Source organism: Arthrobacter sp. Soil736 (assembly GCF_001428005.1).
Taxonomy (GTDB): Bacteria; Actinomycetota; Actinomycetes; order Actinomycetales; family Micrococcaceae; genus Arthrobacter.
The window spans coordinates 284,511-306,638 of the sequence record NZ_LMSB01000023.1; the positions used below are offsets into that span (position 1 = coordinate 284,511).

21 protein-coding genes are annotated in these 22,128 nt (G+C 67.2%); 14 read left to right on the forward strand and 7 right to left on the reverse strand.

Going from position 1 to position 22,128, the window contains the following annotated elements:
* Positions 1-19 precede the first annotated feature (19 nt).
* From ASG92_RS14660 to ASG92_RS14685, 6 genes are all read left to right on the forward strand, one after another.
* Positions 20-1,351, forward strand: a complete 1,332-nt coding sequence (locus ASG92_RS14660; RefSeq protein WP_056629560.1) for a site-2 protease family protein — start codon at positions 20-22, stop codon at positions 1,349-1,351.
* A 104-nt stretch (positions 1,352-1,455) separates the two neighbouring features.
* Positions 1,456-2,184 (forward strand): hypothetical protein, encoded by a 729-nt coding sequence (locus ASG92_RS14665; protein ID WP_056629563.1) that lies wholly within the window; start codon positions 1,456-1,458, stop codon positions 2,182-2,184.
* The gene (locus ASG92_RS14670; protein ID WP_056629565.1) at positions 2,181-2,693 is read left to right on the forward strand and encodes a hypothetical protein; all 513 of its coding nucleotides are present in this window, start codon (positions 2,181-2,183) and stop codon (positions 2,691-2,693) included. Before ASG92_RS14665 ends, ASG92_RS14670 begins: the two co-directional genes overlap by 4 nt.
* Before the next feature lie 25 nt (positions 2,694-2,718).
* The gene (locus ASG92_RS14675) at positions 2,719-3,012 is read left to right on the forward strand and encodes a YciI family protein (RefSeq protein ID WP_056629566.1); all 294 of its coding nucleotides are present in this window, start codon (positions 2,719-2,721) and stop codon (positions 3,010-3,012) included.
* Between the two features lie 37 nt (positions 3,013-3,049).
* Entirely contained in the window at positions 3,050-4,216 is a 1,167-nt protein-coding gene (gene ispG / locus ASG92_RS14680; RefSeq protein WP_056629568.1) for a flavodoxin-dependent (E)-4-hydroxy-3-methylbut-2-enyl-diphosphate synthase, read from the forward strand.
* Positions 4,179-5,066 (forward strand): GNAT family N-acetyltransferase, encoded by an 888-nt coding sequence (locus ASG92_RS14685; protein WP_056629569.1) that lies wholly within the window; start codon positions 4,179-4,181, stop codon positions 5,064-5,066. Before ispG ends, ASG92_RS14685 begins: the two co-directional genes overlap by 38 nt.
* A gap of 6 nt (positions 5,067-5,072) precedes the next feature.
* On the opposite strand, the gene ASG92_RS14690 is transcribed toward ASG92_RS14685, so the two are convergent.
* The 3 genes from ASG92_RS14690 to ASG92_RS14700 are packed head-to-tail and all read right to left on the reverse strand — an operon-like array spanning position 5,073 to position 7,203.
* Entirely contained in the window at positions 5,073-5,666 is a 594-nt protein-coding gene (locus tag ASG92_RS14690; RefSeq protein WP_056629571.1) for a TetR family transcriptional regulator, read from the reverse strand.
* A complete protein-coding gene (locus ASG92_RS14695) occupies positions 5,663-6,406 on the reverse strand; it encodes an ABC transporter permease (RefSeq protein WP_056629572.1) in 744 nt (247 codons plus the stop codon). Before ASG92_RS14695 ends, ASG92_RS14690 begins: the two co-directional genes overlap by 4 nt.
* Before the next feature lie 8 nt (positions 6,407-6,414).
* Positions 6,415-7,203: an ABC transporter ATP-binding protein gene (locus ASG92_RS14700; RefSeq protein ID WP_082579508.1), complete on the reverse strand. Its 789-nt coding sequence runs from the start codon at positions 7,201-7,203 to the stop codon at positions 6,415-6,417.
* A gap of 403 nt (positions 7,204-7,606) precedes the next feature.
* Here ASG92_RS14700 and ASG92_RS14705 point away from each other — a divergent pair, with 403 nt between their 5' ends.
* The 3 genes from ASG92_RS14705 to ASG92_RS14715 all read left to right on the forward strand — a co-directional run bounded on the left by ASG92_RS14705 (position 7,607) and on the right by ASG92_RS14715 (position 11,712).
* Positions 7,607-9,418 carry a proline--tRNA ligase gene (locus ASG92_RS14705; RefSeq protein ID WP_056629574.1) on the forward strand — a complete coding sequence of 604 codons (1,812 nt, stop codon included), beginning with the start codon at positions 7,607-7,609 and terminating at the stop codon, positions 9,416-9,418.
* An 18-nt stretch (positions 9,419-9,436) separates the two neighbouring features.
* Positions 9,437-10,231 carry a TSUP family transporter gene (locus ASG92_RS14710; RefSeq protein WP_056629575.1) on the forward strand — a complete coding sequence of 265 codons (795 nt, stop codon included), beginning with the start codon at positions 9,437-9,439 and terminating at the stop codon, positions 10,229-10,231.
* A gap of 77 nt (positions 10,232-10,308) precedes the next feature.
* On the forward strand, positions 10,309-11,712 hold the full coding sequence (locus ASG92_RS14715) for a pyridoxal-dependent decarboxylase (RefSeq protein WP_056629577.1): 1,404 nt from the start codon (positions 10,309-10,311) through the stop codon (positions 11,710-11,712).
* Here the strand turns inward: ASG92_RS14715 and ASG92_RS14720 are convergent.
* The 3 genes from ASG92_RS14720 to ASG92_RS14730 all read right to left on the reverse strand — a co-directional run bounded on the left by ASG92_RS14720 (position 11,678) and on the right by ASG92_RS14730 (position 14,743).
* Positions 11,678-12,769 carry an aminoglycoside phosphotransferase family protein gene (locus ASG92_RS14720; RefSeq protein WP_082579509.1) on the reverse strand — a complete coding sequence of 364 codons (1,092 nt, stop codon included), beginning with the start codon at positions 12,767-12,769 and terminating at the stop codon, positions 11,678-11,680. The two genes, ASG92_RS14715 and ASG92_RS14720, sit on opposite strands and share 35 nt — an antisense overlap.
* A 57-nt stretch (positions 12,770-12,826) precedes the next feature.
* Complete coding sequence (locus ASG92_RS14725) at positions 12,827-13,570, reverse strand: VIT1/CCC1 transporter family protein (protein WP_056629578.1); 744 nt, start codon at positions 13,568-13,570, stop codon at positions 12,827-12,829.
* Between the two features lie 66 nt (positions 13,571-13,636).
* On the reverse strand, positions 13,637-14,743 hold the full coding sequence (locus ASG92_RS14730; RefSeq protein ID WP_056629580.1) for a ferritin-like domain-containing protein: 1,107 nt from the start codon (positions 14,741-14,743) through the stop codon (positions 13,637-13,639).
* A 105-nt stretch (positions 14,744-14,848) separates the two neighbouring features.
* Between ASG92_RS14730 and rimP the strand changes: the two genes are divergently transcribed.
* The 5 genes from rimP to rbfA all read left to right on the forward strand — a co-directional run bounded on the left by rimP (position 14,849) and on the right by rbfA (position 20,801).
* Complete coding sequence (rimP, locus tag ASG92_RS14735; protein WP_056629582.1) at positions 14,849-15,469, forward strand: ribosome maturation factor RimP; 621 nt, start codon at positions 14,849-14,851, stop codon at positions 15,467-15,469.
* Entirely contained in the window at positions 15,469-16,446 is a 978-nt protein-coding gene (nusA, locus tag ASG92_RS14740) for a transcription termination factor NusA (RefSeq protein ID WP_056629585.1), read from the forward strand. Before rimP ends, nusA begins: the two co-directional genes overlap by 1 nt.
* Positions 16,447-16,672: 226 nt before the next feature.
* Entirely contained in the window at positions 16,673-17,005 is a 333-nt protein-coding gene (locus ASG92_RS14745; RefSeq protein WP_240987145.1) for a YlxR family protein, read from the forward strand.
* A gap of 152 nt (positions 17,006-17,157) precedes the next feature.
* Positions 17,158-20,049 carry a translation initiation factor IF-2 gene (gene infB, locus ASG92_RS14750; protein WP_056629589.1) on the forward strand — a complete coding sequence of 964 codons (2,892 nt, stop codon included), beginning with the start codon at positions 17,158-17,160 and terminating at the stop codon, positions 20,047-20,049.
* A gap of 242 nt (positions 20,050-20,291) precedes the next feature.
* The gene (rbfA, locus tag ASG92_RS14755; RefSeq protein WP_056629592.1) at positions 20,292-20,801 is read left to right on the forward strand and encodes a 30S ribosome-binding factor RbfA; all 510 of its coding nucleotides are present in this window, start codon (positions 20,292-20,294) and stop codon (positions 20,799-20,801) included.
* A gap of 67 nt (positions 20,802-20,868) precedes the next feature.
* Here the strand turns inward: rbfA and ASG92_RS14760 are convergent, their stop codons facing one another.
* A complete protein-coding gene (locus ASG92_RS14760) occupies positions 20,869-22,017 on the reverse strand; it encodes a ScyD/ScyE family protein (RefSeq protein ID WP_056629688.1) in 1,149 nt (382 codons plus the stop codon).
* Positions 22,018-22,128 lie beyond the last annotated feature (111 nt).

A 22,128-nucleotide genomic window follows, 5' to 3' on the forward strand; every position in this document is an offset into this window, starting at 1 on the left:
GAAGCAGCAGATCGAAAGCATGAGTCCCGTCATTCTCTTCATTATTGGTGTCGTCTTTGTGGCCGTCGGCATCGCGGTCTCCATCGCCCTGCACGAGGTGGGCCACCTGCTGCCGGCCAAGCTTTTCAAAGTGCGCGTCACCAAGTACATGATCGGCTTCGGCCCCACCGTCTGGTCCACGAAAAAGGGCGAGACTGAATACGGCTTCAAGGCGCTGCCGCTCGGCGGCTACGTGTCGATGATCGGCATGTACCCGCCCAACAAGGAGGACGGCTCCGTCCGTCCCTCCAGCACCGGCATGTTCCAGACGCTGGCCACCGAGGCCCGCTCCATGGCCCATGAGGAAGTGGGCCCCGGGGACGAGAACCGTGTGTTCTACCGGCTCCCGGTCTGGAAAAAGATCATTGTCATGCTCGGCGGTCCGGCGATGAACCTCCTGATCGGCCTGGTGCTGACCGCGGTGATGCTCATGGGCTTCGGCCTGGCCGAGCCCACAACCACCATCGCCGATGTCTCCAAGTGCCAGGTGAAGGCGGGGGAGACCGTCGATCCGGACTCGGCCGACTGCAAGCTGACTCCTGCCGCGGCCGCGCTACTCAAGCCCAACGACGTCATCACCTCCTTCGGCGGCAAGGCCGTGACCAGCTGGGATGAGCTGACAGGGTGGATCCGCGCCTCAGCCGGCAAGGAAGTCAGCATCACCGTGCAGCGGAACGGTTCGCCCGTCACCACCACCGTGACTCCCGTGCTTTCGGCGCGGCCGGTGGTCGGCGCCGACGGCCGCCAGGCCAGGGACGACGCCGGGAACCTGATGTACCAGGACGTCGGCTTCCTGGGCATCGGTGCGCAGACCGCGCTGGTGCCGCAGCCGGCGTCGACCGTCCTGCCCATGGCGGGGGAGAACATCAAGCAGGTTGCCGGCGTCATACTCAATCTCCCGGCCCGCGTGGCCGGGGTGGCGAAGGCTGCCTTCAGCGAGGAGCCCCGGGACCCGAACGGTCCCATCAGCGTGGTCGGCGTGGGCCGGGTGGCCGGCGAAGTTGCCGCCATGGAAGAGGTTCCTGCCCAGTCCAGGCTCGCAGCCCTGGTGGGCCTGCTGGCCGGCCTGAACTTCGCGCTGGCGGTCTTCAACCTGGTGCCCCTGCTGCCGCTCGACGGCGGACACATCGCCGGAGCGCTGTACGAAGCTGCCCGGCGGCGCGTGGCCAAGCTCTTCGGCAAACCGGATCCCGGCGCCTTTGACATCGCCAAGCTGCTGCCTGCGACGTATGTGGTGGCCGCGCTCCTGATGGGCATGGGCGCGCTGCTGATCTATGCGGACATCGTGAAACCGGTGAACCTCTTCGGTTAGCACCCGTCAGGCGCTGATATTAGAATTTCACCTCTTTTTGGCTGATTTTTAATAATCAGCTGAAAATGATTGATGTTAGAAGATGAGCCGCCTAAGGTTGATGCATGTACGTCATGACCATCGACCAGCGGGGCAGCAGCACAGACATTGACAGGGTGCCCGAATTCCTCGAGGGCCTGAAGCCGTTCTCCAGTGCACGCTTCGAGCGCTCGGTGGGCGACGAAGTCCAGGGCGTCCTGGACGAGCCTGCGGCTGTGGTGGACGTGGCCCTGCACGCCCTGCGAAGCGGCCTCTGGTACGTGGGCATCGGCGTCGGGCCGGTGAACCTGCCGTCGCCGGCCAGCCCCCGCGAAGGATCGGGAGCCGCCTTCGTTGCGGCACGCCAGGCCGTGGACCGCGCGAAGGCCGCGGCCGGCCATGTCCCCCTGGCGGTGGTCTCCGGGGGCGTCCAGCGCGGCCTGCCCGCCTCCGCGGGCGGTGTCGCCGGGAACCGTAATGCCGCCGGCCGTGATGCCGGGGTTAGGGCCTGCGCCAACGCGGAGGCTGTGCTGCGGCTCATCGGACGGTTGGTCCGGGAGCGGACCGAAGCCCAATGGAGGGTGGTGGATGCGCTCCGCGCCAAAAACGAGCGTGATCCCGGCCGGCACGGATTACAGAAACAAGTCGCCAGGGAGCTGGGAATCAGCGACCAGTCGGTGAGCCGGGCCATCCTCAGGTCCGGATGGCAGGAAGAATGGGCGGCGAGGCCCGCGGCGGAAATGCTGCTGGCAACCGCCCATGGGCTGATCCCCGACACCGTCAGCCCCGACGCAAGCAACCGAGGAGAACGTTGAACGCACTCTGGATCGCCGCAGCACTGCTGACGGCCGGTTTCGTAGGTTGGCCCGTGACAGCGCTGGTGTTCAGGCTGGCCCGGACCATCGACGACAAAGCCGACGCCGTCGCTGGCGGCGGGGACGCAGCCGATGATCCGTCGGCCGACGTCACTGTTGACCCTGAAAACGTGGACCCTGAACACGTGAACCGTGAAAGCGCGGGCCGTAAAAACACCGTCAACGGCGATATTACGGTGGACGGTGCAGCGACGGCGGCAGCGCCCACGGTGCGCATCCTCCGGGGCGGGGCGATCATCGGGGTGCTGGAGCGCCTGGCCGTATGTCTCGCCATTCTCGGAGGGCAGCCCGTCGCCATTGCCTACGTGGTGGCCATCAAGGGCCTGGGCCGCTTCGCCGAGCTGAAGGAGACCCCGGTTGCGGCCGAGCGCTTCATCATCGGGACCCTGGCCTCCATGCTGTGGGCGGCCGGTGTCGCCGCTTTCACGAAGGTCGTGCTCCTCGGGTAGGCCGGCTGCGGGATAGGGTATCTGTATGACTGTTTTTGCTGTTGAGTACGTATACGACGCCGAGTCCTCCGAAGCCCGCGACGCCAGCCGTCCGGCCCACCGCGAATGGACCGCCGGGCTGGCGGATGAGGGGACCATCCTGGCGAGCGGCCCCTACGGTGACGGCGCGGGCGCACTGCTCATCTTCAAGGCGGACGACGAGAACGCGCTGAACGAGATCCTCCGGCAGGACCCGTTCGCGGCAGCCGGCGTCATTTCCGGCACACGTACCACCGCGTGGGCGCCGCTGATCGGCCTCCTGGCCGAGCACGCAGCCTAGCCGCCCCGCCTACCGACCTTCGATACAAGGAGTCCACGTGACCTCGGTCAGCCTGGGAATGCCATCCGCACCGCCGCCCGTCCTTGCCCCCCGCCGCAAGACACGCCAGATCAAAGTCGGCTCCGTGGGCGTCGGTTCCGATTCGCCCATCAGTGTGCAGTCGATGACCACCACGCCCACCACGGACATCAACGCCACGCTGCAGCAGATCGCGGAACTGACGGCGTCCGGCTGCGACATTGTCCGCGTGGCCTGCCCGTCGGCAGATGACGCCGAGGCGCTGCCGATCATCGCCCGCAAATCCCAGATCCCGGTCATCGCGGACATCCACTTCCAGCCCAAGTACGTCTTCGCGGCCATCGAGGCCGGCTGCGCCGCCGTGCGCGTCAACCCCGGAAACATCCGCAAGTTCGATGACCAGGTCAAGGAAATCGCCAGGGCCGCCAAGGACCACGGCACGTCCATCCGCATCGGCGTCAACGCCGGGTCCCTCGAGCCGGGCATCCTGAAGAAGTACGGCAAGGCCACGCCGGAAGCCCTGGTTGAATCGGCCGTCTGGGAAGCTTCCCTCTTCGAGGAGCACGGCTTCCACGACTTCAAGATCTCGGTCAAGCACAATGACCCCGTCATCATGGTGGCAGCCTACGAGATGCTTGCCGAGAAGGGTGACTGGCCGCTGCACCTCGGTGTGACAGAGGCCGGTCCCGCCTTCCAGGGCACCATCAAGTCCGCAACGGCCTTCGGCGCGCTGCTCTCGCGCGGCATTGGCGACACCATCCGCGTCTCCCTGTCCGCCCCGCCGGTCGAGGAGATCAAGGTGGGCAACCAAATTCTCCAGTCGCTGAACCTGCGTCCGCGCAAGCTGGAAATCGTCTCCTGCCCGTCGTGCGGACGCGCGCAGGTGGACGTGTACACGCTGGCCGAACAGGTGACCGCCGGACTCGAGGGCATGGAGATCCCGTTGCGCGTCGCCGTCATGGGCTGCGTCGTCAACGGCCCGGGCGAAGCACGGGAAGCGGACCTGGGCGTTGCCTCCGGCAACGGCAAGGGCCAGATCTTTGTGAAGGGCCAGGTCATCAAGACTGTTCCCGAGAGCCAGATTGTTGAGACACTGATCGAAGAGGCCATGCGTATCGCGGAAGAGATGGGGGAGGCCGATGGCGAAGATGCTGTCAAGGGTAGCCCCGTGGTTAGCGTCTCATAAGGACGGAACCGACCCGGACGGTGTGACCGTCCGGGTACTCGGCGCCGCGGACACGGCCGGACTGCGCGAGCTGGCCGGCGCGGACCCCGTGGCGAATGTCTTCATCCTTGCGCACCTGGAATCCACCGGAACGGCCGCGCCGACTCCCGGCGGCGCCAACGTCCTGGGTGTCTTTGATGACGGCCTGCTCGTGGGTGCCTGCTGGGCGGGCGCCAACCTGGTTCCCGTCCAGCTTGATCCCGGGTTCACCGGGGCAGTGGCCGCCGCGGCCCACCGTTCCGGGCGCCGGTATGCCTCGATCTTCGGCCCGGCACACACGGTCCTTGCCCTGCACACTCATCTGGAGCAGCTCGGCCACGCGGCACACGAGGTGCGGCCGGACCAGCCGCTCATGACCATTGCCGGACCGCCGGCCGTTGAACCCAACTGGCAGCTGGGGTTCGGCCAATACGCCGACTTCGATACGATCCTCCCCGCCTGCGCGGCAATGTTCGAGGAGGAAGTGGGCTACTCGCCATACCTGGGCGGACGCGACTTCTACAGCCGAAGGGTGGCCGGGCTGATCCGCCAGGGGCATTCCCTGGTCCACCTGAGCGACGGCGAGGTGGTGTTCAAGGCCGAGCTCGGGGCAGTGACGTCGGAAGTCACCCAGGTCCAGGGCGTGTGGATGAACCCCAGCTACCGCGGGCTCGGCCTGAGTGCGGGCTACATGGCGGCCGTGGTGCTGCTGGCCCAGAAGATAGCGCCGATCACCAGCCTCTACGTCAACGACTACAACTCCCGCGCCCGCGCCACCTATGAACGGGTCGGCTTCCGCCAGGTCGGGACGTTCGCCACCGTTCTGTTCTGACCACCTTCAAAGCGTTCCCGTCAGGTAACGCTGGATGTTCGGCGCAACGAGCCGGACTACGTCGTCCTGCGACGCCGAGCCCAGCGGCTCGAGCCTGACCACGTAGCGGACCAGTACGAGCCCCACGAGCTGGCTGCCCATCAGGTTTCCACGCATGGCCACTTCCTCGGCCGTTCCGGGGACGCCGGCCAGGATCCGGGGCAGCACAGTTCGGGCCACCAGATCCCTGAGGAGCGCAGTCTTGGCCGTGGAACCGATGGTGCCGCGGACGAAGGCAAGCAGGCTGTGCTGTGCCGGGCTGTCCCAAAGGCGCAGCAGCGCACGGACAATGGCTTCGGCACGTTGGGCGGGTTCGAAGGCCGCCACTCCCGCGAAGACCTGCGCGGGATCGGCTGGCAGCCCCACGCTCTGGGCGAACAGCTCATCCTTGCCGCTGAAGAAGTGATGGACCATGGCGGGGTCCACGCCGGCTTTGCGGGCCACGTGCCTCAGGCTGGTGCCCTCGAAGCCCTGTTCGGCAAAGAGCCCGCGCGCAGCAGCCAGGATCTGGTCACGGGATCCTTCGCTGCCCGCGGAACGCCGTCCGCGCCGTTCCGTCACGGCGTGCTCCGCCGCAGGGTCAGCGCCGCCAGGACCAGCACCGTCAGGACCACGGACGCCATGACTCCGACGTCCTGCCACATTGCGGCCGTGGCCGTGCTGTTGCCGGCGATCTCGTGCAGCGCATCCACCGAGAACGTCAGCGGAAGCATGCTGGAGACGGCCTCCAGGAAGCCGTTCATCCGGCTGCGCGCCACAAAGAGTCCGCAGAGCAGGATCTGCGGCACCACCACCACGGGCATGAACTGCACGGCCTGGAACTCGGTCCGGGCAAAAGCCGAGCAGAACAGACCCAGTGCCACGCCCAGCACCGCGTTGACCACAGCCACCATCACCACCAGGCCAGGGCTGCCCTTGATGTCGAGACCGAAGATCCAGTAGGCAACCGCCGTGGCCACGAGTGACTGCAGTGCGGCCATGACCGAGAACGCCAAGGCGTAACCGAACAGCAGGTCCGCCTTGTGGATGGGAGTGGTCAGGAGCCGCTCAAGGGTCCCGGACGTGCGTTCCCTGAGCATGGTTATGGAGGTCACCAGGAACATCACCACGAACGGGAATATCGCCAGCATCATCAGTCCCACCCGGTCAAAGGTTCGCGGGACTCCGGCGGGCAGTGCTTCATTTTCGAAAAGGAAGTAGACGGCCGTCAGCAGCAACGCCGGAACCACGAGAATCAAGGCGATGCTCCTCCGGTCGTGCCGGAGCTGGTCCAGCACCCGGCCCGCCGTGGCCAGCATCATCCGGAAGTTCATGGCGCCACCCCACTCTTCGCGCTGCGGATGATGTTGAGGAATGCCCTCTCCAGGTCCTCGCTGCCGCCCCGCCTGCTGAGCTCGGCCGGCGTCAGCTGGGCAAGCAGCAGGCCCTCCCGGAGCAGCAGGAGCGAGGCGCAGTGGCTGGCTTCCTCCATGACATGGCTGGAAACCAACAGTGTGGTCCCGGCGTCGGCCATGACGCGGAAGCGGTCCCACAGCTCGGCGCGGAGCACCGGATCCAGGCCCACCGTGGGCTCATCAAGGATCAGCAGCCTGGGCCCCGATACCAGGGCGCACGCCAGGGACACCCGGCTGAACTCTCCGCCGGAAAGGTCGCCGGTCTTCCGCCCTGCCAATTGTTCCAGGCCGACGGCGGCAATCGCCTCGGCGGCGTCGCTGCGGTTCCGGCCGTGCATGGCGCCGAAGTAGCGCACGTTGGACTCGACGCTCAGGTCCGTGTACACGCTGGGGGACTGGGCGACGTAGCCAACCTCGTGCCTGAGGCGGGGATGGCCCGCTGGCCTGCCGAGCACATGAACAGTGCCGGCGGATATGCGCTGAACACCGACGAGGACCCGCATGAGCGTGGTCTTGCCGCTTCCCGAAGGGCCCAGCAGCCCGGTGATCCTGCCCGGTGGAATGGTGAAATCGAGGCCGCGCAGTATGTGGGTCCCGCTGCGGCGGACGTGGAGGCCCGCGGATTCCACGGAGGGGCCGGCGGTGCCGTTCCCAGAGCCGGAGGCCAGGCCCGAAGCCGGGCCCGGAGCGTTTTGACTACCCATGTTCCGCCTCCGGCCGCACCGGAAGGTTTCCGGCGAGTAATTCATCGGTTGATGAAATAAATCTAGATCTGCCCGCGGCGGAGATCAACGGTGGCGGATGCGTGAGGGGCCGCCAGCAGGCCCATCCGGGCATGCCTACTTGAATTGGTGACTACCATCACATAGGTTCTACCTAACCGTGTCCTTCGGGCACGGATGGTCTCAGAGAATTAGCGGCATGGCCGGCCGCGGAGCCACGCCGCCACAGGGATGACCAGCCGGAGACGGCCAGGGGCTTCTTCTGTGGGGCGTGGCTCTTCTGTGGCACGGCTCCGCCGCCCGGGACGCGGAAGCCGCGGGGCTGCCTTGCCGGTAGATTAGTACCCAGACAATCAGCACTTTCCCCAGAAACGGATACTTACCCGTGGTCCTTAGACTTTCCAAGCTGTTCCTGCGCACCCTGCGTGAAGATCCCGCCGACGCCGAGGTGGCCAGCCACAGGCTCCTTGTCCGCGCCGGCTACATCCGCCGCGCCGCGCCGGGCATCTACACGTGGCTGCCGCTCGGCCTGAGCGTGCTGCGTAAGGTCGAACGGATTATCCGCGAGGAGATGGACGCCATTGGCGCCCAGGAAGTGCACTTCCCCGCACTGCTGCCGAAGGAGCCCTACGAGGCCACCAACCGCTGGACCGAGTACGGCGAAGGACTCTTCCGGCTCAAGGACCGCAAGGGCGGGGACTACCTCCTGGCCCCCACCCACGAGGAAATGTTCACCCTCCTGGTCAAGGACCTTTACTCCTCGTACAAGGATCTGCCGTTGAGCATCTACCAGATCCAGAACAAGTACCGTGACGAGGCGCGCCCCCGCGCCGGCCTGCTGCGCGGCCGGGAGTTCATCATGAAGGACTCCTACTCGTTCGACGTCGACGACGCCGGGCTGGATGCCAGCTATGCCGCGCACCGCGCCGCCTACCTGAAGATCTTCGAGCGCCTGGGCCTGGCGGTCATTCCGGTGGCGGCCACGGCCGGGGCCATGGGCGGCTCAAGGAGTGAGGAATTCCTGCACCCCACCGAGATCGGCGAGGACACGTTCGTACGTTCGGCCGGCGGCTATGCTGCCAACGTTGAGGCTGTCACCACGGTGGTGCCTGCCGAGATTGACTTCACGGACGCTCCGGCCGCAGAGATCCGGGACACCCCCAACACGCCCACCATTGAGACCCTGGTGGACGCCGCCAACCAGCTCGTTCCCCGGAGCGAGGCCGACGGCGGCGCCTGGACCGCCGCCGACACGCTGAAGAACGTGGTCCTCGCCGTGACGCTGCCCACCGGTGAGCGCCAGATCGTGGTCATCGGCGTGCCGGGCGACCGCGGAGTCGACCTCAAGCGCGTCGAGGCCAACATCGGCGCCTACCTGCCCGTTGCCGGTGAGATCACCGTGGAAGCCGCAGGGGACGAGGACCTCGCCAGGAATCCCCTCATCGTTCGGGGATACCTCGGCCCGGGAATGTCCCTTGGCGCGCCCCTGCTCGGCCTGGAAGGGGCCGCCAAGCTCCTGTACCTGGTGGACCCGCGCATCGTGAGCGGCACGTCCTGGGTGACCGGCGCCAACATGGCCGGCAAGCACGTGTTCGGGCTCGTGGCCGGGCGCGACTTCGGCTGGGACGGCGCCATCGAATGCACCGAAGTCCGCGCCGGCGACGAGGCCCCGGACGGTTCCGGCCCGCTGGAGACCGCCCGCGGCATCGAAATGGGCCACATCTTCCAGCTCGGCCGCAAGTACGCCGAGGCCCTGGAACTGAAGGTCCTGGACCAGAACGGCAAGCAGGTCGTGGTGACCATGGGCTCCTACGGCGTTGGTGTCACGCGCGCCGTGGCTGCCCTGGCCGAAGCCAACCACGACGACAAGGGCCTGATCTGGCCCCGGTCCGTGGCCCCGGCGGACGTCCACGTCGTCGCCGTCGGCCGCGGCGAGGAGATCTTCGCCGCAGCGGAGCAGCTCTCCCTCGAACTGGAAGCCGCCGGCCTGGACGTCATCTACGATGACCGCCCCAAGGTGTCCCCGGGCGTGAAGTTCGGCGACGCCGAACTCGTCGGCGTGCCCACCATCCTGGCCGTCGGCCGCGGACTCGTGGACGGCGTGGTTGAGGTCAAGGACCGCCGCACCGGCGAGGCGGAAAACGTGGCCGTGGACAAGGCCGTTGACTTCGTGGTCAACGCCGTCCGCAGCAACTGACGCCCCTTAGCCGCCAGGGTGGTCTCGGGGTTCGAGTCGATCCAGCTCGCCACTCTCATCCTGATAGTGGTGGCCGGGTTCGCTGCAGGCTGGGTGGACGCGGTGGTGGGCGGCGGAGGGCTGCTACAGCTTCCGGCGCTGCTGCTCGTACCGGGCATCACGCCGGTGCAGGCGCTTGCCACCAACAAGATGGGGTCCATCTTCGGCACCACCACCAGCGCCGTCACGTACTACGGCCGCGTCCGGCCTGACCTCAGGACAGCGCTGCCCATGGCGGTCATTGCCTTGGCCGGCAGCTTCGGCGGCGCCTTGCTGGCGGCCAGGCTGCCGGCCGAAGTATTCAAGCCGATCATCGTTGTGGCGCTGGTCGCCGTCGCGCTTTTCACTGCCCTCAAACCCGACGCCGGCCACCTGACCGTGCTCAGGCACGACGGCGGCACCCACTACGTGGTGGCCTGCACCATCGGCGCGGTGATCGGCTTTTACGACGGACTGATCGGCCCGGGAACAGGCTCGTTCCTGGTGATCGCGCTGGTCTCGGCAATGGGCTATGCGTTCCTCGAAGCCAGCGCCAAGGCGAAAATCGTCAACATGGCCACCAACGCGGGCGCGCTGTTGTTCTTCCTGCCGCACGGGTCGCTGCTATGGGGAGTGGGACTGGTCCTCGGGCTGGCGAACATGGCCGGGGGGTACCTGGGCGCGCGCACGGCCGTGAAGCAGGGGAGCCGGTTTGTGCGCGTTGTGTTCTTGACGGTTGTTGCTGCCCTGATCATCAAACTCGGCGCCGACGTCTGGCTGGAAAACTTCTCCTGAAGGGCCGACCGCGTGACGCCACGGACGGGGTCAGGCGGACCCTCGCGGGCCGCCCGGGGAAGGCGTAGCATGCCCCTATGTCAGCCGGTGCGGAACCGTATGCGGAGGCCCTTGACGCGGCCGTAGGCCATGCCACGAGATGGCTCGCGAGCCAGCCGCACCGCCGGGTGGGGCCGGTGCAGGCGGCCGGCGAACTGGCGGCAGCCTTCGGCGGCGAACTTCCGCGCTCCGGAATGCCCGCGGCAGACGTCGTGGATTACCTGGCCCTGAACGCGGAACCGGGTCTCATGGCCATGCCGTCGGGCCGCTTTTTCGGCTGGGTCATCGGGGGCACCCTCCCGGCAGCCATGGCGGCGGACTGGCTTGTGAGCGCCTGGGACCAGAACTCGGTGCGCCGCTACGCCACGCCCGCCATTGCGGCCATTGAGGAAGCAGCAGGCGACTGGCTGCTCCAGTTGCTTGGCCTGCCGAAGGAGTCCGACGTCGGGTTCGTCACCGGCGCCACCATGGCGAATTTCACGGGCTTGGCCGCCGCGCGCTGGCGCCTGCTGACGGACGCGGGCTGGGACGTGGACCGCGACGGACTTTCGGGCGCACCGCGACTCCACTGCCTCGTCGGGGAGGAACGGCACGACACGATCGACCTCGCGCTGCGCTACCTCGGCCTGGGCAGCCCCACCGTGGTCCCTTCCGACAGCCAGGGACGCATCGACGCCGCGGAGCTGGACTGCGCCCTGGACCGCGCCCTTGGTTCGGGACCCGCACCGATACTGGTGTGTCTGCAGGCCGGAAACCTCCATTCCGGGGCCTTCGACCCCTTTGCCGCGGCTATCGCAGTCTCGAAGGCACACGGCGCCTGGGTGCACGTGGACGGGGCCTTCGGGCTTTGGGCTGCCGCCGTCCCGGAACTCGCCGGGCTGACCGCCGGCCTCGAACGGGCCGACTCATGGGCCACGGACGCCCACAAGAGCCTCAACGTCCCGTACGACTGCGGAGTCGCCGTCGTGAAGGACGCCCGGGCAATGCGGAGCGCAATGGGGGTCAGCGCCAGCTACCTGATCCAGGACGCGGACGGTGCGGGTGATCCGAGCCAGAAAGTCCCGGAACTCTCGCGCAGGGCCAGAGGCGTGCCGGTGTGGGCCGCACTGAAATCGCTGGGCCGCGACGGTGTGGCGGCGCAGATCCGCGGGCTTGCGGCCTCGGCGGCATTGCTCGCGGAAAAGCTTTCGGTCCTGGACGGCGTGGAGGTGCTCAACGACGTGGACTTTACCCAGATTTCCATCGCCTTCGGCGACGACGCCACCACCCGGGACGTGACGGCGAGAATCCTGGCTGACGGAAAGGTCTGGATGTCCGGATCCCGCTGGCATGGCAGGGACGTGCTGCGGATCTCGGTCAGCAACTGGACAACCGACGCGGACGACGTCGACACGGCGGCCGAAGCCGTCAAACAGGCTCTTGAAGCGGTCCGGGCCCGGTGACGGCCGGACCCCGCGCCGCCGCCATTGGTGCCGATCCCGCGGCCTGACCCGGTTCGGGCAGCGCGTGCGGGGCCGGAAGCCCGTCCAGGGTCCGGCCGGCCAGGGTGCTGGATACCCAGAGGGATCGGGCCAGATCGCCGCCGTGACCGGCCTTCGAGGCGTAGTGCAGGGCGTTGTCCACCTCCCGCGCGATGCTCCACTGGCGGGCGGCCTCGGGATCCAGGCCGGCAGCGACGCTGAAGTCGCGGCACCTGGCGAGCAGCCCTGCCGCGGGATCGGCGGCGGGCAGGTCCCGGATCCGGTTCCACAGCAGGGGCGCCACCGCGAACTCGGCCTCGCCCACCATCGGCTGCGGATCGATGGCGGCAAAACTCCCCGGCCCGGTCCGCTCCGGCGCGCCGGGGCGGGCCAGGATATTGAGGAAGTGGAAGTCCGTGTTGACGAGCACGTCGGAACCGGAGCGGCGGCCCACGGCACCCCTGGTCTGGCACACCTCAAGGGCGGCCTCCAGGAGCCACCGCGGGAAGGGCCTGCCGAGCTGTTCCCATTCGGCGGGCAGGTCGTCGCTCCACTGCTCCGCGCGGGCCGCAACATGGTCAAATTCCCGCCATTGGGGACGGCCGTCAGGCACCAGGCTCAGGTCCCGCATGAGTCCGCCCCACACCTCAACGGCCGTATCCATCGCCTCGGTCTGGAGCGACCTGCCGGCGTCCAGGCGCTCCAGCAGCATGGCGCAGGTTCCGGCGTCGGAGGCGAGCAGGCGAACGGCACCGTGCCCGTCCCAGAGGGCCAGCGCATGGCGCTCCACCATGGCCTCGTCATGGGGGAAGGCCACCTTCAGCGCCGCCGCGGTCCCGGCTGTCCGCACCGGAACAACGATTCCGCCGTGTCCGCTCCACGGCAGGGCACCCGGCCCGAGGTCCAGTTCCAGTTGCCACTGGTCCATGCGTCCGCGGATCATTCCGGGCAGGGAAGCCAGCCAGGCGCGGCCCGCGCTGTTGCCGGCGTAGCGGCGCGCCAGGTCCGGAGGAATGGGGATGTCTCGTGGCTGGCTCATCCGTCCCAGCGTAGTTGACAGGCCGTTCTTCCTCCGGGAACGCCCGGTCCAGGCGGGCTAGACGATGCCGCTGGCCCCCAGCAGGTTGCCGATGGTGAACGTGGCGGCCAGGGCAAGCCCGCCGCCCACCACCACCCGCGCCGCGGCCCGGAACTTGGATCCGCCGCCGATCCATGCCCCGAGGCCTCCGGTCAGGGCAAGCGCCACAAGGACGGCCCCGAACGTCACCGCGACCCTGATGTTCTCCGGCGGCAGCAGGATGGCCAGCATGGGCAGGATCGCGCCAAGGGTGAAGGCGATCGCCGAGGCAAAGGCGGCGTGCCAGGGGCTGACGATGTCCTCCTCATCGATATTCAGCTCGGCCGAAAGGTGTGCCGCCAGGGCATCGTGCTCGGTCAGTTCCCGGGCCACGTTCCTGGCCGTCTCTTCGCTCAGGCCCTTGCTGCGGTAGATGGCCGCGAGCTCATGGAGCTCCTCCTCGGGTTCCTCGGCGAGCTCGCGGCGCTCCTTTTCGATCATCGCCTTCTGGCTGTCGCTTTGGCTGCTGACGGACACGTACTCGCCCAGGGCCATGGATACGGCGCCGCCCACCAGCCCGGCAGCGCCTGCCGCGAGAATGGTCCCGTGTTCGCTCGTGGCGCCGGCAACGCCCACCACGATCGCCGCGACCGACACGATGCCGTCGTTCGCGCCGAGGACGCCCGCGCGCAGCCAGTTCAGGCGGTGGACGATGTCGTTGTTATGGGGCTCATTTTCGTGTTGCCCGTCAGGGGGCAATGCCGCATTGTCCGCTGAATCCATGCCTCCAGCAAACCACTCGGGGCGTCACGCTGCCAGAGGGCGGCCCCTCCGTGCTTAGGGGCGGGGTTAACCTTCCGGCAGTGCAGGCAACAGAGTGGTGTCCAGCACGATTCCCGGAACCGGACCGGGGTCGGACCCCCAGCGAATGGACCGTTGCGCGGCGGTGAGGAGCGAAGCGATGGCCCAGCGCCGGGTCGCGCCGTCGCTCAGGGCCACAAGGTCGCCGTACACCGGCAGCGTTCCGGCCTCCAGGCTGGCCAGGCCCGCGGCGGGCTTTTGCAGGAACGAGGTGCCGAGCGTATAGCCCGGATCCCGGGGCGGGATGGGCGCGCAATGGACGCGGCTGTACGCCTCGGCCTCATCCACGAGCGCCTCGTGGACGGCCAGCAGGCTTGAGGCCTGCTCGGCGGCGGGGCCTTCCAGCCTTGTTAGCGCCACCTGGTAACCGTAGACCGTCTCCACCTCGGTGCGGACCACCCTGTTCAGGGCGTCCGCCTGGGACGCCGACCCCGGTTTGGCGGAGGCCGCCCCCGCGTCGCCGGGTGCGGCCGCGGACGGGGAGGCCGGCACCGGGCAGGAGTCCGCCGCTGTGCGCTGCGGGGCGGGGGCGGCCGGCAGTGCCGGGACGGGTGTCCCGGACGCCTGGGCGAGGGCCCTCGCCTGAAGCAGCTGCGCGGTACCCACTGCGGCAAGCAGGCGGGCCATCCCGCCGTCGGCCTTTTCCGCTTGGACGAGGCGCTGTTTGCCGCTGGCGGACAGCCCGGCCACCAGCGCAGGAACGGTCACCGGGGCCGCGGTGGCCGCAGCCGAGCCGGTAGCCGAGCCGGTAGCCGAACCGGGCGACGAGGGGTCCGGCGCGCCGCCGGGTCCCTTTTCGGCCGGAAGAACCAAGGCTCTGGCCTGGGTAGTCAGCAAAGTCACAGTCCGCGAAAAAAGCTGGCGCTGGGCACCGGACGCGCCCTCGGCAAGCTCGTGGCTGGCGGCCCGCAGCCGCATGGTTTCAGCCAGCGCCGAGGCCCGGGCCTGCTCGGAAAAAGGCGGTACGGCAGGGGCCGGAGCTTCGCGCGGAATCAGCGCAAAACCGAGACTCAACACCAGGAATGCGGTGAAGGAGAGCAGGGCATACCGGAAATAGTTCCGCGGCCTGCTGTTTTCCCTGGTGTCGTCTTTCACAACAGACCATGTTGTCACGGCCGGAAGGAACTCGGTGCACCAAGCCGGTCGGAAAATGGCTACGCTAGTAGTCACAACATCATCTATCGGGAGGCGGCCGGCATCGTGAGCAATGCAGAAGCCACGACTTCATCAGACCGGACCGACGCGGGAAGGGCTGAGCCCGCGGCTGTCCACAATCCCGAGGCTGAACGCCTCCGGTCTTTGCTTGAGCCCGCGGTTTTGGCGCACCGGCTCTACCTGGAGGATGTTGCCATCAACATCGCAGGCTCCAACCGCGTGGTCAACGTGGTGGTGGACCTGCCCCAGGAAGAAACTGGCGGGGTCAGCCTTGATGTCATTGCCGACATCTCCAAGGAACTCTCCGACATCCTGGACGGCGACCCCAGCACCGACAGCCGCCCGTACGACCTTGAAGTCTCCTCGCCCGGCGTGGGGCGGCCCCTGACCGAGCCGCGGCACTGGCACCGCGCCCGCGGACGCATGGTGAGCGTCAAGGTCATCCAGGGCGAGGAGAACGTCACGGGACGGATCCAGTCAGTGGACGAATCCGGAGTGACCATCGTCCCCGAAATTGCAGTGAAAAAAGGCATGAAGCCGAAGCAGGGCGACCCCGTAAAACTTCCTTTCGACAAGATCCGCAGCGGAAAAGTCGAAATTGAGTTCAGCCACCTCGACGAGGCCGGTCTGGAAAATGAACACAATGGACCTTCTGAGGAGGCCTGATGGATATTGACATGAGCGCACTAAGACTCCTGGAGCGTGAGCGCGAAATCCCGCTGGATCTCCTCATCCCCACGATCGAGCAGGCGCTGCTGGTTGCCTACCACAAGTCGCCGGGCGCTTTTGAGAAGGCCCGCGCAGAGCTGGACCGCAAGAGCGGCCACGTGACCATCTGGGCCACCGAAATCGACGACGACGGCGCCCCCATCGGCGAGTTCGAGGACACGCCGGCCGGCTTCGGCCGCATCGCCGCCAGCACCGCCCGCCAGATCATCCTGCAGCGTCTGCGCGACGTCGAAGACGACAACGTCCTGGGCGAATTCAAGGGCCGCGAGGGCGAGCTTGTTGCCGGCACCATCCAGCAGGGCAACAACCCGCACATGATCCAGGTCAACCTCGGAACGGTGGAGGCGCTGCTTCCGCCGCCCGAGCAGGTACCGGGGGAGAAGTACATCCACGGGAACCGGCTGCGCGCGTTTGTGATTGACGTGCACCGCGGCACCAAGGGTCCGTCCATCACGCTGTCCCGGTCCCACCCGGGGCTGGTACGGAAGCTCTTCGAGCTGGAAGTCCCGGAGATCGCCGACCACTCGGTGGAGATCGTTGCCCTGGCCCGCGAGGCCGGGCACCGCACCAAGATCGCAGTGAAGGCCAACACGCCGGGCATCAACGCCAAGGGCGCGTGCATCGGCGAAATGGGATCCCGCGTGCGGGCTGTCATGACCGAGCTGAACGACGAAAAGATCGACATCGTGGACTTCAGCGAGGATCCGGCGACGTTTATCGCCAGCGCACTGTCGCCTTCACGTGTGAATTCAGTCACTATCACCGACGAAGCGACCCGATCGGCGCGGGTAGTGGTGCCGGACTACCAGCTTTCCCTGGCTATCGGCAAGGAGGGCCAGAACGCCCGCCTCGCTGCCAAGCTGACCGGCTGGCGGATCGACATCGTGTCCGACGCCGCGGCGCCGCGCGGTTAAAACAGCGTTTCGGCAGTTCGCCACGCGTGAACCGGCACCTGGAACTGCCCGCGATTGCAGCGGGCAGTTCCAGTCTGGGGCCCTCTGGGGGCTAGAATAGAACATGACCGTGCCTAGCAGCCGGCATCAGTGTGCCTGTGTGTGCCCGCGTTTCTGCCGAATGGCGGCAACCGGCCCCCGGGCAGGCAGATATGTACAGGCAGGAAGATACTCGTAAGTGGCAGCAGTGCAACACCTCGGGAATCAGCCGCAGCGTACCTGCATCGGATGCCGGAAAAAAGGATCACGGTCTGAGTTACTCCGGCTCGTCTCCGACGCCGGCGGGTCATCCGCCGTCGTAGTGGATGAACGACGCCGGATGGCTGGCAGGGGTGCATGGCTGCACCCCAGCGAAGCGTGCCTGGCCCTGGCGGTCAAGCGGCGTGCATTCGGAAGGGCCCTCAAGGGCGCAACCGAAACCGCCGCAGTCGAACGCCGGATCACGGCAGGCACGCACGCCGTGGACACCCCGGTGGCCGCAGCAACAACCGTCCAACCTGAAAGCGGGTCAGAAAACTGATGGAAACCCGATGAGTTCCCAGCGATGAGTGCGCAACGATGACAACTTTGTTGCGCTCTGCAATGGACCTTTCAGCTGCACTCGCGGCGGAGGTCCGCAGTAAGAAGTAGACGGTTCGTGCCTGGCTCGGTGCGGACCGAGACAGGAGAAATGTGGCCAAGGTCCGCGTACATGAGCTTGCTAAAGAGCTCGGTATTACTTCCAAAGATGCAGTAACCAAACTGCAGGAACTGGGCGAATTCGTTCGCTCTGCCTCTTCCACCATTGAGGCCCCCGTTGTGCGGAAACTCCGCAACGCCTTCCCGGCTGCGGCCGCTTCGAAGACCGAAGCACCCGCTGCCGCGCCGCAAGCGCCGGCCAAGGCGGCAGAATCACGTCCCGCACCGGCTCCCGGTCCCGCTGCCCCCAAGGCTGCGGCACCCGCTCCGGCACCGGCCGCCAAGGCTGAAGCCCCGGCCGCGCCTGCAGCACCTGCTGCTCCCGCCGCCGTTGCTCCGGCAGCTCCTTCCGCCAGCGCTCCCGCGGCACCGTCGACCGGCGCCAAGCCCGGCGCGCGCCCGGCACCGAAGGCTGAAGCTCCGGCCGCGCCGGCAGCACGCCAGGGTGGTTCGGCTCCGCGTCCGGGCGGTCCCCGCCCCGGCAACAACCCCTTCGCCACGTCCCAGGGCATGCCCCGCGGCCGTGGGGGCGACGGAGAACGTCCGCCGCGCCCGGGAAACAACCCGTTTGCAACATCCCAGGGCATGCCCCGTGGTGGCAGCCGCACTGACGGCGACCGCCCCGGTGGTCCCCGTCCCGCAGCAGGCGCCGGTGGCCCGCGTCCCGGTGCTCCCCGTCCGGCAGGCGCCGGCGGTGCCCGTCCGGCAGCAGGCGCTGGCGGCCCCCGTCCGGGCGCTCCCCGTCCGGCAGGCGCTGGCGGAAACCGTCCTACTCCCGGCATGATGCCGAACCGCACTGAGCGTCCCGCACCGGCCGGTGCAGGGCGTCCGGGCGGCGGCGGACGCGGTCCGGGTCGTCCCGGCGGTGCTCCCGGAACCGGTGCTCCCGGTGCCGGTGGCGGTGCTCCGGCCGGCGGTGGCTTCGGCAAGGGCGGCCGCGGTCGCGGCGGAACCCAGGGTGCGTTCGGTAAGGGCGGCGCAGGCCGTGGCAAGCAGCGCAAGTCGAAGCGCGCAAAGCGCCAGGAGCTTGAGCAGATGAGCGCCCCGTCGCTGGGTGGCGTGAGCGTACCCCGCGGCGACGGCAACACCGTAGTCCGGCTTCGCCGTGGCTCGTCCATCACGGACTTCGCCGACAAGATCGAGGCGAACCCCGCCGCGCTGGTGACCGTGCTCTTCCACCTTGGTGAGATGGCAACGGCTACCCAGTCGCTGGATGAGGAAACCTTCGCATTGCTTGGCGAGGAGCTTGGCTACAAGCTTCAGGTCGTTTCGCCGGAGGACGAGGAGCGCGAGCTGCTCAGCACCTTCGACATCGACTTCGACGCCGAGCTCGAAGCGGAAGGCGACGAAGACCTTGAGGCGCGTCCTCCGGTAGTCACCGTCATGGGTCACGTTGACCACGGTAAGACCCGACTGCTTGATGCCATCCGCAAGTCCGACGTCATGGCGGGCGAGCACGGCGGCATCACGCAGCACATTGGTGCCTACCAGGTCACGCACAACCACGAAGAGGTTGATCGGAAGATCACCTTCATCGACACCCCGGGCCACGAGGCGTTCACCGCCATGCGTGCCCGTGGTGCGAAGGTCACCGACATCGCCATCCTGGTGGTCGCAGCGGACGACGGCGTTATGCCCCAGACCGTTGAAGCCCTCAACCACGCCCAGGCGGCCAACGTGCCGATCGTCGTGGCCGTGAACAAGATCGACAAGGAAGGCGCCAACCCGGACAAGGTCCGCGGCCAGCTCACCGAGTACGGCCTGGTTCCGGAAGAGTACGGTGGCGACACCATGTTCGTGGAGGTCTCTGCACGCCAGAACCTCAACATCGACGAGCTGCTCGGCGCGGTCCTGCTCACCGCAGACGCCGCCCTGGATATGCGCGCCAACCCGAACAAGGACGCCCGCGGTATCGCGATTGAAGCCAACCTGGACAAGGGCCGCGGTTCCGTGGCCACCGTCCTGGTGCAGTCCGGTACGCTGCGCGTCGGCGACACGATCGTTGCGGGAACGGCCCACGGCCGCGTCCGTGCGATGTTCGACGACGACGGCAGCGCCCTGACCGAGGCCGGCCCGTCCCGCCCCGTTCAGGTGCTGGGTCTGTCCAACGTGCCGCGCGCCGGTGACACCTTCTTCGTGACTGCTGACGAGCGCACCGCCCGCCAGATCGCCGAGAAGCGTGAAGCAGCCGACCGCAACGCCGCCCTGGCCAAGCGCCGCAAGCGCATCAGCCTGGAAGACTTCGACCAGGCCGTCGCCGAAGGCAAGATCGACACCCTCAACCTCATCCTCAAGGGTGACGTTTCCGGTGCCGTGGAAGCCCTCGAAGACGCGCTGCTCAAGATCGACGTCGGCGAGGGTGTCCAGCTCCGCGTTATCCACCGCGGTGTCGGTGCGATCACGCAGAACGACGTCAACCTGGCAACGGTCGACAGCGCCGTCATCATCGGCTTCAACGTCAAGCCCGCCGAGCGTGTTGCCGAACTGGCAGACCGCGAAGGCGTGGACATGCGCTTCTACTCCGTCATCTACGCAGCAATTGATGACATTGAGATGGCCCTCAAGGGCATGCTCAAGCCGGAGTACGAAGAGGTCCAGCTTGGTACCGCCGAGGTCCGCGAAGTGTTCCGTTCCTCCAAGTTCGGCAACATTGCAGGCTCGATCGTCCGCTCCGGTGTTATCCGGCGCAACGCCAAGGCCCGCATCAGCCGCGACGGCAAGATCATCGGTGACAACCTCGCCGTTGAGACGCTCAAGCGCTTCAAGGACGACGCCACCGAGGTCCGCACGGACTTCGAGTGTGGTATCGGTCTTGGCTCGTACAACGACATCACCGAAGGCGACATCATCGAGACCTTCGAGATGCGCGAGAAGCCGCGCGTCTAGTCTGAGCTACACAGGGTCGGGGCCGTTGGATTTTTTCCGGCGGCCCCGCCCCTTCGCTGGGCGGCATAGGATCTGCGATCCTTTGCCGCCCAGCTTCGGCAGGCCCGATGCCACTCCCAGGCCGCCGGAAAAAACCCAACGGGAGTCCGTCGTAGACTCACCTTAGGCGCGTGGCAACTAACCAAACGTGTGTACGGAACTCGCTATCGCGCCGTCGTACATCCAAATATTTAGGAGTGGAAATGGCTGATCCGGCACGCGCTGCCAAGTTGGCGCAGCGGATTAAGGTTGTTGTTGCAGAGGCCCTGGGCCGGAAGGTCAAGGATCCGCGGCTTGAGGGCATTACTGTCACCGATGCCCGCGTGACCAATGACCTGCAGCATGCCACGATCTACTACACCGTGTTCGGCGACCAGGCCGTGCAGGCCGATGCTGCCAAGGGCCTGGAGAAGGCCAAGGGTGTGCTGCGGCAGGAGGTGGGCCGGAACATCACCGTCCGCCTGACTCCCACGCTGGAGTTCGTGGCAGACCAGATCCCCGTGAACGCCTCCAACCTGGAGGAACTGCTCCGTGCGGCGAAGAAGCGCGACGCCGAGGTGGCGGCCCTGGCCGAGAACGCCAAGCACGCGGGCGATGCCGATCCGTACAAGAGCGACATTCCCGAGGACGTGGAAATCGACGAAGACGACTTCGACGAAGAGGACCTTGACCTCAGCGCCGACGACGCAATCGACGAGGACCGGAACAAGTAACGTTCGGCTCGAGTTGCTGTCACTTAAATGGTGCGGCTGGATCCATTGGATCCGGCCGCACCATTTTTTATTCGTGCTCCAGGGGTGCGGTTACAACTTGCCCGTCCGGAGCCTTGTTCTGTTCCGGCAGTGCATTGACCGTGGCGTAGAGGGTTTCGCCCCTGACATCAACGTCTGCCGTGAGGACGCCGGGGAGGGCCACGCTCTGCTCGCCGGAGTCGGCAGAAAGCCTGAGCACGCCCTCGCCGAAGAGCGAGGCAACGTAGACGTTGCCGTCATCGTCCATGTCCAGGCCGGTGGGGGACATCACATCGTCGGCAAACAGCTTCACCCGGCCGTTGTCCGGATCGACCTTGAACACCGCGCCGCGGGCGCCCAACGCCGGATCTTCCGGTCCGCCCGGGAGCACCGTCACATACAGCCAGCCGTCCGGTCCCCGTTTGACGTCGGTGGGCACAGGTTCGAACTCGTATGTGTGGCCGGCAATGCAGCCCGGGAGCTTCAGCGCAGTCGCCTCTTCGGCCGTGAAGCGGTGGGGCCGGGAAGGCAGCACGGCCACGGTCTGGGCCTCACCGGTCTCCACATCCACGGAAACGATGCTGTTGGCTCCCGCATCGGCCACGTAGATGGTGCCGCCGTAGACATCGATGCCATACGGATGCGAATCGACTTGGCCCTTATAGGAGACTCCAACCTCCGGGGGCAACTGGGCCGCGCAGGCGCCGGGGAGGTCCCGGAACCCGTAGCTGGTGCCGCCGTCGGCGTTTTCTTTCGTCTCCAGGGCGGCAAGATCCCCGAAAGTGCGCTGCTTGCCGTCGGCGTCAATGCTGCGGAGATGCCCGGCCAGCGCTCTCGGATCCATGGGCCCGGCGCCCTGGCTCTCCACCAGATAGATGGTCCCGCCGCGCCGGTCGGTGCCGGCAACGTCCCAGGCTGCGTTCTCGTAGACCAAGGAGCTTGCACCGTTCCGGGCGAGCTGCGTCAGCCTGCCGGCGAATTCTTCGCTGACCAGGACGGACCCGTCCGGTCCGTCGCTGAGGTGGAGCGGAGTCAGCAGGCCTTTGGCGAGCACGGTTGCTGCCGCTGCCGCTGCCGTCGGGTCGGTTGCGTTCGGCTGCCCGGCGTTCGGGTCACCGGCGGCCTGGCCTGCAGGAGCGAAGGACACGAGAAGCGAGGCGGCGGCGATGGCCGCCACAAATGATCGCTGACTTTTCATGCTGTCTCCAATGTCAATGGTGGTCATCCAGAGCATTGAGACCGTTAGTTGGGCCCGGAATTCAGGGTTCCCCCGACGCGCGCATTTTAATCCCGCGGGTCCCGGGCTGTC

Excerpts from the sequence above, each read along its gene's own strand:
- nusA (WP_056629585.1), top strand. The coding sequence starts at position 15,469 with ATGGATATTGACATGAGCGCACTAAGACTCCTGGAGCGTGAGCGCGAA.
- ASG92_RS14685 (WP_056629569.1), top strand. The coding sequence starts at position 4,179 with ATGCTGTCAAGGGTAGCCCCGTGGTTAGCGTCTCATAAGGACGGAACC.
- ASG92_RS14715 (WP_056629577.1), top strand. The coding sequence starts at position 10,309 with ATGTCAGCCGGTGCGGAACCGTATGCGGAGGCCCTTGACGCGGCCGTA.
- ASG92_RS14760 (WP_056629688.1), bottom strand. The coding sequence starts at position 22,017 with ATGAAAAGTCAGCGATCATTTGTGGCGGCCATCGCCGCCGCCTCGCTT.
- ASG92_RS14695 (WP_056629572.1), bottom strand. The coding sequence starts at position 6,406 with ATGATGCTGGCCACGGCGGGCCGGGTGCTGGACCAGCTCCGGCACGAC.
- ASG92_RS14725 (WP_056629578.1), bottom strand. The coding sequence starts at position 13,570 with ATGGATTCAGCGGACAATGCGGCATTGCCCCCTGACGGGCAACACGAA.
- ASG92_RS14675 (WP_056629566.1), top strand. The coding sequence starts at position 2,719 with ATGACTGTTTTTGCTGTTGAGTACGTATACGACGCCGAGTCCTCCGAA.
- ASG92_RS14665 (WP_056629563.1), top strand. The coding sequence starts at position 1,456 with ATGTACGTCATGACCATCGACCAGCGGGGCAGCAGCACAGACATTGAC.
- ASG92_RS14700 (WP_082579508.1), bottom strand. The coding sequence starts at position 7,203 with ATGGGTAGTCAAAACGCTCCGGGCCCGGCTTCGGGCCTGGCCTCCGGC.
- ASG92_RS14660 (WP_056629560.1), top strand. The coding sequence starts at position 20 with ATGAGTCCCGTCATTCTCTTCATTATTGGTGTCGTCTTTGTGGCCGTC.
- ASG92_RS14720 (WP_082579509.1), bottom strand. The coding sequence starts at position 12,769 with ATGAGCCAGCCACGAGACATCCCCATTCCTCCGGACCTGGCGCGCCGC.
- rbfA (WP_056629592.1), top strand. The coding sequence starts at position 20,292 with ATGGCTGATCCGGCACGCGCTGCCAAGTTGGCGCAGCGGATTAAGGTT.